The organism is Pseudoxanthomonas sp. CCNWLW251 (genome assembly GCF_037402255.1).
GTDB lineage: Bacteria > Pseudomonadota > Gammaproteobacteria > Xanthomonadales > Xanthomonadaceae > Pseudoxanthomonas_A.
Genome location: NZ_JBBEGA010000001.1, coordinates 560,065 through 573,536, shown reverse-complemented (window position 1 = coordinate 573,536; position 13,472 = coordinate 560,065). Strand labels below are relative to the sequence as shown.

At 67.9% G+C, this 13,472-nt stretch carries 12 protein-coding genes; 5 read left to right on the top strand and 7 right to left on the bottom strand.

The window, feature by feature from the left end; genetic code table 11:
- Nucleotides 1–77: 77 nt before the first annotated feature.
- Nucleotides 78–659: an N-acetylmuramoyl-L-alanine amidase gene (locus tag WBN46_RS02725; RefSeq protein WP_337730206.1), complete on the bottom strand. Its 582-nt coding sequence runs from the start codon at nucleotides 657–659 to the stop codon at nucleotides 78–80.
- Between the two features lie 78 nt (nucleotides 660–737).
- Here WBN46_RS02725 and WBN46_RS02720 point away from each other — a divergent pair, with 78 nt between their 5' ends.
- From WBN46_RS02720 to rlmKL, 3 genes are all read left to right on the top strand, one after another.
- A complete protein-coding gene (locus WBN46_RS02720; protein ID WP_337730205.1) occupies nucleotides 738–1,229 on the top strand; it encodes an MOSC domain-containing protein in 492 nt (163 codons plus the stop codon).
- Nucleotides 1,226–1,753 carry a hypothetical protein gene (locus WBN46_RS02715; RefSeq protein ID WP_337730204.1) on the top strand — a complete coding sequence of 176 codons (528 nt, stop codon included), beginning with the start codon at nucleotides 1,226–1,228 and terminating at the stop codon, nucleotides 1,751–1,753. Before WBN46_RS02720 ends, WBN46_RS02715 begins: the two co-directional genes overlap by 4 nt.
- A 156-nt stretch (nucleotides 1,754–1,909) precedes the next feature.
- Entirely contained in the window at nucleotides 1,910–4,045 is a 2,136-nt protein-coding gene (rlmKL, locus tag WBN46_RS02710) for a bifunctional 23S rRNA (guanine(2069)-N(7))-methyltransferase RlmK/23S rRNA (guanine(2445)-N(2))-methyltransferase RlmL (RefSeq protein WP_337730203.1), read from the top strand.
- 6 nt (nucleotides 4,046–4,051) lie between these two features.
- On the opposite strand, the gene WBN46_RS02705 is transcribed toward rlmKL, so the two are convergent.
- The 6 genes from WBN46_RS02705 to WBN46_RS02680 form a co-directional block, all read right to left on the bottom strand.
- A complete protein-coding gene (locus tag WBN46_RS02705; protein ID WP_337730202.1) occupies nucleotides 4,052–4,897 on the bottom strand; it encodes a chemotaxis protein CheX in 846 nt (281 codons plus the stop codon).
- 43 nt (nucleotides 4,898–4,940) lie between these two features.
- Nucleotides 4,941–5,309 carry a response regulator gene (locus tag WBN46_RS02700; protein ID WP_192200689.1) on the bottom strand — a complete coding sequence of 123 codons (369 nt, stop codon included), beginning with the start codon at nucleotides 5,307–5,309 and terminating at the stop codon, nucleotides 4,941–4,943.
- A gap of 127 nt (nucleotides 5,310–5,436) precedes the next feature.
- Nucleotides 5,437–6,654, bottom strand: a complete 1,218-nt coding sequence (locus WBN46_RS02695; RefSeq protein ID WP_337730201.1) for a serine hydrolase domain-containing protein — start codon at nucleotides 6,652–6,654, stop codon at nucleotides 5,437–5,439.
- Nucleotides 6,655–6,686: 32 nt separating this feature from the next.
- Entirely contained in the window at nucleotides 6,687–8,177 is a 1,491-nt protein-coding gene (locus tag WBN46_RS02690) for a CoA-acylating methylmalonate-semialdehyde dehydrogenase (RefSeq protein ID WP_337730200.1), read from the bottom strand.
- Nucleotides 8,178–8,405: 228 nt separating this feature from the next.
- Nucleotides 8,406–9,521, bottom strand: a complete 1,116-nt coding sequence (gene ald / locus WBN46_RS02685; RefSeq protein ID WP_192200692.1) for an alanine dehydrogenase — start codon at nucleotides 9,519–9,521, stop codon at nucleotides 8,406–8,408.
- Between the two features lie 65 nt (nucleotides 9,522–9,586).
- On the bottom strand, nucleotides 9,587–10,957 hold the full coding sequence (locus WBN46_RS02680; RefSeq protein ID WP_337730199.1) for an aspartate aminotransferase family protein: 1,371 nt from the start codon (nucleotides 10,955–10,957) through the stop codon (nucleotides 9,587–9,589).
- A gap of 245 nt (nucleotides 10,958–11,202) precedes the next feature.
- Between WBN46_RS02680 and WBN46_RS02675 the strand changes: the two genes are divergently transcribed.
- A complete protein-coding gene (locus WBN46_RS02675) occupies nucleotides 11,203–11,751 on the top strand; it encodes a cupin domain-containing protein (RefSeq protein WP_337730198.1) in 549 nt (182 codons plus the stop codon).
- Between the two features lie 152 nt (nucleotides 11,752–11,903).
- Nucleotides 11,904–13,406, top strand: a complete 1,503-nt coding sequence (locus WBN46_RS02670) for an aldehyde dehydrogenase (RefSeq protein WP_337730197.1) — start codon at nucleotides 11,904–11,906, stop codon at nucleotides 13,404–13,406.
- The last annotated feature ends 66 nt before the right edge of the window (nucleotides 13,407–13,472 follow it).

The following is a 13,472-nucleotide window of genomic DNA, read 5'->3' as shown; positions in this document are numbered from 1 at the left end:
ATCACCCTGTAGGAGGGGCTTCAGCCCCGATGCCTTGTCGCCGGGTGCAGACGAAAGCGTCGGGGCTGAAGCCCTTCCTACACTGCGTGGGGCTTCAGGCGCTCCAGCGGGGTGGCGCGCAGCACGGCATCCCAGGGGAACAGCGGGCCGGGATCCATCTTGCGCGGCACGCTGACGTCCGGGTCGTCGCTGGCGGGTTCGCGCGCGGTGTCCAGTTCCTCGTGCCCGGCGATGTAGCGCAGCGCGGGCAGTTCCTGCCGAAGATGCTCCAGCAGCGCTTTCAGGGCGTCGATCTGCGCGTCGGTGTAGGGCTCTTCCATCTTCTGGCTGCCGACGGCGAGCCAGTCGGGATAGCGTCCGGTATTGACCAGTTCGATGCCGACCGAGCGCGGGTTGTAGCCGCGCACATGGTGGGCGACGCGGTCCGACCGCACGTAGACGTGCACGCTGCCGTCCCGGTCGATGTAGTAGTGGCCGCTGTTGCCGGTGCCGGAGGCATGCAGGATGCGTTCGCCGTACTCGCGGGCCATCGCCAGGTCGGGCAGTTCGGTGCAGTGGACCACCACCAGGTCGATCTGCGCCAGCGGGCGCGCTTCCAGCTTCTCCTCGTAGGGCAGCGGATCGACGATGCAGGCGAAAGTGGGGCGTTCGATGCTCATGCGCCGATGCTAGCAGGCGGGGGCGGGCCGTAGCCCGGTCCGGTAAACTGGCCGCCGTCCCCGCCAAGCCGGTTCCTCATGCCGCTCAACCCCGAATCCCCGCTGGCCAAGCTCATGGCCACCCTGCCGCGTGCCGGCAAGGTGGAGTGGATCGGCCTGCGACCGGCCCGCGATGAGGTCATGGTCGCCACCGGGATCGTCGAAGCCGTCACTGGCGTTGGCCTGGTCGGGGACCGCTACAAGAGCGGCAGCGGCAAGCGCGGCATCACCCTGATCCAGGCCGAGCACCTGCCGGTGATCGCGGCGCTCGCGCAGCGTCCGGACCTGGCGCCCGCGCTGCTGCGGCGGAACGTGGTCGTCTCCGGCATTCCGCTGATCGCGCTGAAAGAGCGTCGTTTCCGCATCGGCGACGCGGTGTTCGAGGGCACCGAGGAGTGCGATCCGTGTTCGCGCATGGAAGATGCGCTGGGCCCTGGCGGCTACAACGCGATGCGCGGCCATGGCGGCCTGTGCGCGCGCATCGTCGAGGGCGGCACGTTCCGCGTCGGCGACGCGGTGGAAGCGCTGTGATGCGCGGCCACTGCATCCTGTCGCACGGCTTCGAGAGCGGTCCCGATGCCACCAAGGTCACCGCGCTGGCGGATGTCGCCGAACGCCTGGGTTGGAGTCACGAACGTCCCGACTACACGGACCTGGACGCGCGGCGTGATGTCAGCTCGCTGGGCGATGTGGTCGCGCGGCTGGATCGCCTGCGAGGCCTGGCACAGGCGGCGGCCGCGCGCGGTCCCGTGGTGCTGGCCGGTTCCAGCCTCGGCGCCTATATCGCCGGCCGCATCTCGCGCGAAGTGCCGGTGCGCGGCCTGTTCCTGATGGCGCCGCCGATCAGCATGGGTCCGCTACCGGAACTCGATGCCGCAGCGGTGCCGGTTTCCGTCATCCACGGGTGGGATGACGAACTGATTCCCGCGCAGGCCGTGGTCGACTGGGCGCACGCGCGCCGCGCCCGCCTGCTGCTGGTGAACGACGGGCACCGGTTGTCGGACCATGTGGCTGCGTCGGCGGAAGCCTTCGGGCAGTTGCTCGCCGGTCTTTGATTTTCCCTGCCGACATTCCGGTGCATACCGGGCTTTCAACCGCCGAACGGCGGATCATCCATCTTGCTTCGCGCTGTCACTGCAAAGGTCGGACGCAACATCGACATGGCTCTCCGCTTTAGCGGGGATGACGACGCTCAATATCCGAGGTTTCCCTTGAAGTTCTTCGTCTCCTGCGCCAAAGGCCTGGAATACCTGCTCGCCGACGAGCTGCTTGCGCTCGGCGTGCCCAAGGCCACCGCCACCGTTGCGGGCGTGAATGCCGATGGCGAACCGCTGGATGCCCAGCGCGCCGTGCTGTGGTCGCGCCTGGCCAGCCGCGTGCTGTGGCCGATCGCCGAGTTCGAGTGCCTCGACGAGCAGGCGCTGTATGACGGCGTGATGGCGATCGCATGGGAGCAGCACACGCGGCCGGAGCTGACGCTGGCGGTCGATGCCCACGTCTCCGGCGAAGCCATCACCCATGCGCGCTACGCCGCGCAGCGCGTCAAGGATGCGGTGGTCGACCGCCTGCGCCAGCAGGGGCTGGAGCGGCCCTCGGTGGACGTGGAACAGCCCGACGTGCGCATCAATCTGTCGCTGCGCAAGGGGCGCGCGACGATCTCCATCGATCTGGGTGGCGGGCCGATGCATCGTCGGGGTTGGCGGCAGGCACAGAACGAAGCGCCGTTGAAGGAAAACCTCGCGGCCGCCGTGCTGATGCGTGGCGGCTGGCCGGCGCTGTACCACGAAGGGGGCGCGTTGCTGGACCCGATGTGCGGCAGCGGCACGCTGCTGATCGAAGGCGCGCTGATGGCGGCCGACGTCGCACCCGGCCTGCAGCGGCACGGCAGCCTGTTGCCATCGCGCTGGCTGGGCTTCGATGCGGAGGCGTGGCGTGCCCTGTTCGCCGACGCGGTGCAGCGCGAATCCGAGGGCCGCAAGGCCCTCAGGCCGGCCTTCTTCGGCAGCGATGTCGACCTGGGATCGATCCGCGCCGCTCGGGACAACGCTGTGCTCGCAGGCCTGGCCGGCCAGTTGCAGTTCGAGGCATGCGACGTGGCGCAATTGCCCGTGCGCGAAGAACCACGCGGCCTGGTGGTCTGCAATCCGCCCTACGACGAACGCCTGGCGGCCGACGCCGCGCTGTATCGCGCGCTGGGGGATGCGTTGCAGCGCGCGGTGCCGCAATGGCGGGCCAGCCTGCTGTGCGGCAATGCGGAGCTGGGGTATGCCACCGGCTTGCGCGCCGGCAAGAAGTACCAGTTGTTCAACGGCGCCATCGAGTGTGCCCTGATCGTCTGCGACCCGGTCGCGGTGCCCGCACGCGAACCGCGCGAGGCGCGTCCGCTGTCGGACGGCGCGCAGATGGTGGCCAACCGCCTGCGCAAGAACCTGAAGAAGTTCAAGAGCTGGCGCGCGCGCGACGGCGTCACGTGCTACCGCGTCTACGATGCCGACCTGCCCGAGTACGCCGCCGCCATCGACGTGTATGCGGAGGAAGGCGGGGAGGCGCGGACTTTCCTGCACGTGCAGGAATACGCCGCGCCCGCCACCATTCCCGAGCACGACGTACGTCGCCGTTTCAGCGAGCTTTTGGCGGCCACGCGCGAGGTGTTCGGCGTGCCGCAGGAGCAGATCGCGGTGAAGTCGCGCGAACGCGGCAAGGGCGGCGCGAAGTACGGCCGCATGCAGCAGCGGGACGAATTCGTCGTGGTGCGCGAATCGGGTGCGCTGCTGCGGGTGAACCTGTTCGATTACCTGGACACGGGCCTGTTCCTCGACCACCGCCCGCTGCGTTGGCGCATGGCGCAGGAAGCGCGCGGCAAGCGCTTCCTCAACCTGTTCTGCTACACCGGCGTGGCCAGCGTGCAGGCGGCGGTGGCAGGCGCGGCGACCACGACCAGCGTCGACCTGTCCGCGACCTACCTGCAGTGGTGCGCTGACAACCTGGCCGAGAACGGCCTTGGCGGTTCAAAGCATCGTCTGGTGCAGGCGGATGCCATGCGTTGGCTGGAAGCGGAGCAGGGCGAGTACGACCTGGTCTTCTGCGACCCGCCCACATTCTCCAATTCCGCCCGTGCCGACGACTTCGACGTGCAGAAGGAGCAGGTGCGCCTGCTGCGCGCGGCGGTCGCCCGCCTGGCGCCGGGCGGCGTGCTGTACTTCAGCAACAACTTCCGCCGCTTCAAGCTGGACGAGGATGCGGTAGCCGAGTTCGCGCGCTGCGAGGACATCAGCGCGAAAACCATTCCGCCGGATTTCGAGCGCAACGCCCGCATCCACCGCGCGTGGCGGCTGACGCGGGCGTAAGCCGCTTCAACCGACGATGAGGACGAAGTCGCCGCGCTGGGATGCCATCGACAGGGCCAGCGTGCTTCGGCTGGAGGCCAGATCGGCGGCGGACAGTGCCGTGCTCGGGGGGTGCGCGCGGTAGCTGGCGTCTTCTGCGAGCGTGTCGCGCACCACGTAGCCCATCAGCACGTTGACCAGTTCGCCCAGCGCATCGATGGCGAGTTCTTCGTCGCATTCCTCCGGCGTGATCGACAGCAGCGAGCAGGCCATGGCCCGGGCGGTGGCGCGACTGCATCCCACGCCGACCAGCAGGGATTCCGAACCGGCGTCGATGCGTACGTGCGCGGTGACGTCGCAGGCGTCCAGCACGGCATCGTCCGCGATGCCCGATGCCTGGCACTGGCTGCCGGCCAGGCGCGGGAACAGGCGGTTGCAGACCCGGATGGTGCTGGTGGCCATGTCGGCCAGCGTGTGGCCGGCAATGCCCAGCGCCAGCGCATGGTTGGCTTCGTCGAGGTCGCGGCGATGGGCGACCAGTTCGGCGTCGAGCAGTTCCGCGCTCACTGCGCCCTGCTCGACCAGGATCTGGCCGAACAGCTTGCGGCCTTTCTTCTGGGCGGTCAGCAGTACATCGAGTTGCCCGGCATCCAGCAGGCCCATTTCCAGGGCGATGTCGCCGAAGCGCCGGTCTTCGGCACGCTGGCGCTCGTTGATGCGGCGGGCCTGCGCGGCATCCAGCATGCGATGGTGGACGGCCAGCTCGCCGAGCAGGGGATTGGACGCACGCTGCGCATCGAGCGCGGCGAGGAGTTGTGCGGAGGTGATGGTGCCGCGTTCCAGCAGGAACTGGCCCAGGAATTTCGCTGCCATGGTGTCGTCTCGTGCGGAAGTGAAGGAAGGGCGTGCGCGGCGGTCAGGCGACCGCTTCGTGCAGCACGCGATCCATCACTTCGGGATCGATGGGTTTCTGCAGGTACGACCGCGCGCCCAGCTTCAGGCATTCCTCGATGTCGCTCTGTGCGCCGAGCGAGCTGAGGATCACCACGCGCGCGGCCGGATCCTGCGCGAGGATGCGGCTGAGTGCCTGCTTGCCGTCGCATTCGGGCATCACCAGGTCCATCAGCACCAGGTCGGGGTGCAAGGCCTGGTACTGGTTGACGGCCTCGTGGCCGTTGCCGGCTTCGCCGACCACTTCAAAACCGCAATCGGCAAGTTGGCGCGCAGCCAGCATGCGCAGTGCGCGCGAGTCGTCGCAAAGCAGGACGGTCGGACGTGACGTCATGGTGATGGATCCCCCTGTTGGATCGTTAGGGCCCCGCGGCATTGACCGACGCGGGGCGACATGTAGGCACTATCGGCCTGTCCGGGGAGATCTTGAGCGCGGGCACGGAGGCGATGCTCCGCAGCTGTCAGGGCTGCGGAAGAGCCCCTGTCGCGAGCGCTTCCTCGATGCCGCTGAATGCCGAGCGCGCGCCGGCAGGGGAGCTTCCGGTGTCGGTGGCGAAATAGGCCACGCCGGTACCCGCGTGCAGGTCCACCCACAGGCCCGAGCGCAGTCCGTACGCGTCGCCGGCGTGGCCGGCCCGTGCGATGCCATCACCGAAGGGATCGTCGCCGCAGCCCGCCACCGGAGTGGCCAGCCTCTGCACGGCCAGCCCGTAGCGGCAGAAGAAGGCGTTCGCCTGGCCGCTGCCGGTGTCTTCCTCGTGGGTCACGCCGTTGCGGCCGTCGAACGTCCATTGAGGTCCCAGGAGTGCGGCGACGCTGGCCGGTTGCAGCAGTCGCACGCCGTCCACCTCGCCGCGATTGAGCAGCAGGCGGCCGATTTTCGCCAGGCCGTTCGCGGAGATACGCAGGCCGCCCTGCGGGGAGAACAGGGCGCCGTTATCGCCGGGCTTCCAGCGGGCAAGGTCGCAGGCCGCCCCGTCCCCGACCACCACGGCGCAGGCCGGTTTGCCGGCACGGTTGTCATCGCGCACCGGTTGGCCATCGCGGTACAGCACGACGGCGCGCGCGGCTGTCGCGCTGTCGCAGCTTTCCCAGTTGAAGCAGGCATCGAGCCGCAGCGGATCGATCAGCAGTCGCCGCATCAGCAGATCGAAGCGTTCGCCGGTGGCGTTCTCCATGGCCATCGCCACCAGCGGGAAGTTGAGGTTGGTGTAGCGGAAGTGCGTGCCCGGCGCATGCGCGTCGTCCCACGCCTTCGGATCGTCGAGGATCGTCTTCAGGGGTTCGCCCAGCGGCGTGGCGTAGTAACCGGCGGCGTCGGTGAGGCTGGACTGGTGGGACAGCAGCAGGCGCAGGGTGATCTTCGTTGCGGGAAAGCGCGGATGGCGCAGCGGCCAGCCGAGATAGGTGGATACGTCGGCATCCAGGTCCAGCGTGCCGGCCTCCACCAGCCGCATCACGCCGATCGCGGTGACCAGCTTGGAGATCGACGCGACGCGCACGGGATCGTCAGCGGTGACGTTGCGGCCGGTGGCGAGATCGGCCTTGCCTTCGGCGCGGGTCGCGACGGTGCCATCGCGATCGAAGGCGACGCGTACCCATGCGACGGGTTCCGCCGCCGAGGCGGCCATGGCGGCACCAAGGCAGGACAGCGACAGGATGAGGCGGCGTAGCAACATGGACCAGTACCGTGCGGGGGCCGGCCCCGACTTTACTTCATCGTCGGCATCACGAATTCGGCGGCGTGTGTTTCCGGCCAGCGGGCGGTGATGGTCTTCAGGCGCGTGTAGAAGCGCACGCCGTCCGGGCCATGCACGTGCAACGGGCCGAAGATCGAACGCTTCCAGCCGCCGAAGCTGTGGAAGGCCATCGGCACCGGGATCGGCACGTTGATGCCGACCATGCCGGCCTGCACGCGGTGCGCGAATTCGCGCGCCGCGCCGCCGTCGCGGGTGAAGATGGCGGTGCCGTTGCCGTACTCGTGTTCGTTGACCAGCTGCAGCGCCGCATCGAGGTCGGGCACGCGCATGACGCACAGCACGGGGCCGAAGATCTCCTCGCGGTAGATCGTCATGTCGGGCATCACGCGGTCGAACAGGCAGCCGCCGAGGAAGAAGCCATCGGCGTGGCCGTCGACTACGTGCCCGCGGCCGTCGACGACGAGTTCCGCACCCTCGGCCACGCCTGCATCGACGTAGCCGCGCACCTTGTCGCGGTGCGCGCCGGTGACCAGCGGGCCCATCTCGGGATCCTGGCAGCCGGGACCGATCTTCAGCGCCGCCACCTTGGGCGCCAGCGTGGCTACCAGCGCATCGGCCGTGGCATCGCCCACACAGACGGCGACGGAGATCGCCATGCAGCGCTCGCCGGCCGAGCCGTAGCCGGCGCCGAGCAGCGCGGATACCGCGCCGTCGAGGTCGGCATCGGGCAGCACCACCATGTGGTTCTTCGCCCCGCCCAGCGCCTGCACGCGCTTGCCGTTGGCGCTGCCGCGCGCATAGATGTACTCGGCGATCGGCGTGGAGCCCACGAAGCTCAACGCCTGCACGCGCGGTTCGTCGAGCAGCGTGTCCACCGCCACCTTGTCGCCGTGCACGACATTGAACACGCCATCGGGCAGCCCGGCGCGCTTCAGCAGGTCGGCCATGAACAGCGCGGCGGATGGATCGCGTTCGGACGGCTTCAGCACGAAGGTATTGCCGCAGGCCAGCGCCACCGGGAACATCCACAGCGGCACCATCGCGGGGAAGTTGAACGGCGTGATGCCGGCCACGACGCCCAGCGGTGCGTATTCGCTCCACGAATCGACATCGCGGCCGACGTTCATCGAATGCTCGCCCTTGAGCAGGTGCGGGATGCCGCAGGCGAACTCCACCACTTCCAGCCCGCGGGTCACTTCGCCGCGCGCGTCGGACAGCACCTTGCCGTGTTCCGAGGTGATGATCTTCGCCAGGTCGCCGGCGTGCGTTTCCATCAGTTCCTTGAAGCGGAACATCACGCGTGCGCGATTCAGCGGCGTGGTGGCGGCCCATGCGGGGAAGGCGGCGGATGCGGCGTCCACGGCCTGCTCCACGTCATCGGCCGAGGCCAAGGGCACGTGGGCGGTGACGGCGCCGGTCGCGGGGTCGAATACGTTGCCGAAGCGGCCGCTGGTGCCCTCCATCCGCTGTCCCTTGAAGAAGTGATGCAACGCTTCGGTCATGGCCGACTACCTGGTGGAGTCCCTCTCCCCGCATGCGGGGAGAGGGTGCCCGGAGGGCGGGTGAGGGGCGACGGAGCCCTTGTCTTCAATCGTGGCGCGGTGTTTCGAGTGTTGCTTTTTCCAGTCGCTCGATAGGGTCGTCATCGCCGAGGCGGTGATGGCTCCGGCGTACCCCTCATCCGCCTTCGGCACCTTCTCCCCGCAGGCGGGGAGAAGGGAACAGCAGGATCAGGCCAGCGCCTCGCGCGCCGGCACGTAGGCGTAACCCAGGTCGTCGGCGACCGCCTTGTAGGTGATCTTGCCAGCGTGCACGTTCAGGCCGTTGAGCAGGTGCTCGTCGTCCAGCATGGCCTGCTTCGCGCCCTTGTTGGCCAGCTGCACGGCGAAGGGCAGGGTGGCGTTGGTCAGTGCGAACGTGGACGTGCGGGCGACGCCGCCCGGCATGTTGGCCACGCAGTAGTGGATGATGCCGTCCACTTCGTAGGTCGGGTTCTGGTGGGTGGTGGCCTTCGAGGTTTCGAAGCAGCCGCCCTGGTCGATCGCCACGTCCACCAGCACCGAGCCCGGACGCATCAGCTTCAGCTGGTCGCGCGAGACGAGCTTGGGCGCGGCCGCGCCGGGGATCAGCACGGCGCCGATCACCAGGTCGGTGTCGGGCAGGCGTTCCTCGATGGCGTCGCGGGTGGAATAGATCGTGGTCAGCTGGTGGCCGTACAGCTCGTCCAGATACTTCAGCCGGTCGAGCGAGCGGTCGAGGATGGTGACGTGCGCGTTCATGCCCATCGCCATGCGCGCGGCGTTGATGCCGACCACGCCACCGCCGATCACCAGCACTTCGGCCGGCTTCACGCCCGGCACGCCGCCGAGCAGCACGCCGGAACCGCCCTGCGCCTTCTCCAGCGCGTGCGCGCCGGCCTGGATCGACATGCGGCCGGCGACTTCCGACATCGGCGCGAGTAGCGGCAGGCCACCCTTGCGGTCGGTGACGGTTTCATAGGCGATGCAGGTGGCGCCGGAGGCGACCAGCGCCTTGGTCTGCTCCGGATCGGGTGCGAGGTGCAGGTAGGTGTACAGCACCTGGCCCGGGCGCAGCATGGCGCACTCGTTCGGCTGCGGCTCCTTGACCTTGATGATCATGTCGGCGCGGGCAAAGATCTCTTCGGCGGTATCGACGATCTGCGCGCCGGCCTTGACGTACTGCTCATCGGTCAGGCCGATGGCCTTGCCGCCGTCGCGCTGCACGAGGACCTGGTGGCCATTGGAGACGAGTTCGCGCGCGCCGGCCGGGGTAAGGCCGATGCGGTATTCGTGGTTCTTTATTTCCTTGGGGACGCCAATCAGCATGTTGCTCTCCAGTAGCGGGAAGGGGCTTCGCGCGTGGGGAGCGCTGGTGCCATTGGTCCGTAATTTTACGCGGTTGCCCGTATGGTGTCCGCCAGGACATTCACGATCCGGTCGATGTGGTGCTTTTCCACGATCAGGGGCGGCGACAGGGCGATGACGTCGCCGGTCACCCGGATCAGCAGGTGGCCCTCGTGGAAGGCACGACTGAACACATCGTAGGCTCGCGTGCCTGGTGCACCGGTGCGTGGCGCCAGCTCGATCGCGCCGACAAGACCGTAGTTGCGGATGTCCACGACGTTGGGCAAGCCCTTGAGCGAATGCAGCGCATCCTGCCAGTAGTCGCCGAGTTCCAGCGCCTTGTCGAAGAGGTTTTCTTCCTCGTACGTATCGAGCGTGGCCAGCGCAGCGGCGCAGGCCAGCGGATGGCCGGAGTAGGTGTAGCCATGGAACATGTCGATGGCGCTGTCCGGCCCGCTCATGAACGCGTCGAACATGCGGTCCGACACGAAGGTGGCGCCCATCGGCACGCAGCCGTTGGTGATGCCCTTGGCGGCGGTAATCATGTCCGGCGTGACGCCGAAGCGCTGCGCGCCGAAGGCATGCCCCACGCGGCCGAAGCCGGTGATCACTTCGTCGAAGATCAGCAGGATGCCGTGCCTGTCGCAGATCTCGCGCAGCCGCTGCAGGTAGCCCTGCGGCGGGATCACCACGCCGGCGGAACCGGAGATCGGCTCGACGATGACGGCGGCGATGGTGGAGGCGTCGTACAGCGCGATCTGCCGCTCAAGGTCTTCGGCCAGTTCGATGCCATGCGGCGGCAGGCCTTTCGAGAACGCATTGCGCGACACGTCAAGCGTGTGGCGTATGTGCGAAACGGCGGGAAGTCCTGGGCCGAACCACTTGCGGTTGTTCGGCAGGCCACCCACGGACATGCCGCCGAAGCCGACACCGTGGTAGCCCTTCTCGCGACCGATGAAACGCGTGCGTTGGCCTTCGCCGCGTACCCGGTGGTAGGCCAGGGCGATCTTCAGCGCGCTGTCCACGGCTTCCGAGCCGGAGTTGCTGAAGAACACCTTGTTGAGGTCGCCCGGCGCAAGCGCGGCCAGTCGTTCCGCCAGCCTGAACGGCAGCGGCGAACTCATCGAAAAATTGGGCGCGAAGTCGAGCGTGCCGATCTGCTGCCTTACCGCTTCGACGATGCGGGGCCGCGCATGGCCGGCGTTGCAGCACCACAGGCCGGCGGTGGCATCCAGCACCTCGTTGCCGTCGACATCGCGGTAGTACATGCCGGACGCGCTGGCGAGCAGCCGGGGCTTCGCCTTGAACTGCCTGTTGGCCGTGAACGGCATCCAGAAGTGGTCGAGCGAGGCGGGTGCCTCCAGATTCTGGCGGGCGTAGTGGTCGGCCAGGGCGGAGGAGGTGTCGTCGGCGCTCATCGCGGCTCCAGGGGACGGGACGGATGCGGGCAGCTTAGCGCGTTGAAAAAACTTTACAACTGATGTGCCGTGGGTCCCCCTGAGCGCATCGCTGTTGTAGGAGGGGCTTTAGCCCCGACGCTTTCACGCCAGAAGCCTCGGGGCTAAAGCCCCTCCTGCAAAACGCCGGTGCGGGGCTTTCCAGCAAGGTTGCCCAGGGGTGTAAAGTATCCCGCAACACTTTCCGCTTTCCTGCAAGGGTGGTGATGGACATCGGCGCACGCCTGCAACTGGTCCGCAAATCCAAAAGCCTCAGCCAGCGCGAGCTGGCCAAGCGCGTGGGCGTCACCAACAGCACCATTTCGCTGATCGAGCAGAACAAGGTCAGCCCGTCGGTGAGCTCGTTGAAGAAGGTGCTGGACGGCATCCCCATTTCGCTGGCCGACTTCTTCACGCTCGACCTGGAAAAGGGGCTGCCCGACAGCCCGTTCTATGTGGCCGACGAATTGCCGGACGTGGGCAGCAACGGCATCCACTACTTCCTCATCGGCCAGCACCGCCCGCAGCGCCAGATGTGCATCCTGCGCGAAGTGATGCCGCCGGGCAGCGATACCGGCGACAGCATGCTGGCGCACGACGGCGAGGAGGGCGGGGTGGTGATCGCAGGCGAAGTCGAGGTCACCGTCGGCGACCAGGTGCGCGTGCTGAAGGCCGGAGAGGGCTATTACTTCGAAAGCCGCACGCCGCACCGTTTCCGCAATGTCGGTGAAGAAGATGCGGTGATCGTCAGCGCGAATACGCCGGCGACGTTTTGATCGTTTGATCCCCTCTCCCACCGGGAGAGGGGTCGGGGTGAGGGTGCGGCGAAGCCAGCGCAGTGCCGGCATCACGGACCCCACCGCACCCTCGTCCGGCGCTTCGCGCCACCTTCTCCCGGTGGGAGAAGGGAACACAGCCAGGAGCTTCCATGAGCAACCCCCGCACGCAACAGGACTGGCAAGCGATGGCCGGCACGCTGTCGATCCGCACGCAGGCCTTCATCGACGGCAAGTACGTCGATGCCGCCTCGGGCAAGACCTTCGACTGCGTCAGCCCGATCGACGGGCGCGTGCTGGGCCGGGTCGCCGATGGGCAGGAAGAGGACATCAACCGCGCCGTCGCCGCCGCGCGACGCAGCTTCGATGCAGGCGCGTGGTCCAACGCGCGGCCGACGCATCGCAAGAAAGTGCTGCTCAAGCTCACCCAGTTGATCGAACAGCATGCGGACGAGCTGGCGCTGCTGGAATCGCTCGACATGGGCAAGCCGGTCAGCGACGCGCGCAGCGTCGATATCGCCGCCACCATCCGTTGCATGGGATGGACCGCCGAAGCACTGGACAAGGTATATGGCGAAGTCGCCGCCACCGGCCAGGACGAGTTGGGCCTGGTGACGCGCGAACCGTTGGGTGTCATCGGCGCAATCGTGCCGTGGAACTTCCCGCTGCTGATGGCGTCGTGGAAGCTCGCCCCGGCGCTGGCGATGGGCAACTCCATCGTGCTGAAGCCGTCGGAGAAATCGCCGCTGACCGCGATCCGCCTGGCCGAGCTCGCGATCGAAGCCGGCATCCCGGCGGGGGTGCTCAACGTGGTACCGGGCTTCGGCAAGACCGCCGGCGAGCCGCTGGCGCTGCACATGGACGTGGACGGACTGGTGTTCACCGGCTCCACGGCAGTCGGCAAGCGCCTGTTGCAGTGTGCGGGCCTGTCGAACATGAAGCGCGCGTACATGGAATGCGGCGGCAAGAGCCCCAACATCGTGTTCGCCGACGCGCACGACCTGGACGTGGCGGCGAAGGCCGCGGCGGGCGGCATCTTCTACAACCAGGGCGAAGTCTGCACCGCAGCCTCGCGCCTGCTGGTGGAGCGATCGATCAAGGATGAGTTCGTCGCCCGCGTGGTCGAGGCGGGCAAGGCCATGCGGCCGCGCCACCCGCTCGATCCCGGCGCGCCGATGGGCGCGATGGTCGACGAAGGCCAGACGCAGCGCGTGCTGGACTACATCGAGAAAGGCAAGGCCGAGGGCGCGCGGCTGGCGCTGGGCGGCCGCCGAGCCGACGTGGAAGCCGGCGGCTGCTATCTGGAGCCGACCGTGTTCGACGACGTGGCGCACGAGCACACGATCAGCCGCGAGGAGATCTTCGGGCCGGTCCTGTCGGTGATCGCGTTCGACAGCGAGGAAGAAGCGCTGCGCATGGCCAACGACAGCGAGTACGGGCTGGCGGCGGGCGTGTGGACGCGCGACATCAGCCGCGCGCACCGCGTGGCACGCAAGTTGCGTGCGGGCAGCGTGTGGGTGAACTACTGGGACGGCGGCGACATGACCGCGCCGTTCGGGGGCTACAAGCAGTCCGGCAACGGCCGCGACAAGTCGTTGCATGCCTTCGACAAGTACACGGAGATCAAGGCGACGTGGATCAATCTGGGGAGCTGACGAGGTACTCTTTCTCCCGGCAAGCGGGGGCCACGCTGTTCTTTCTCCCCGCGAGGCGGAAGACAT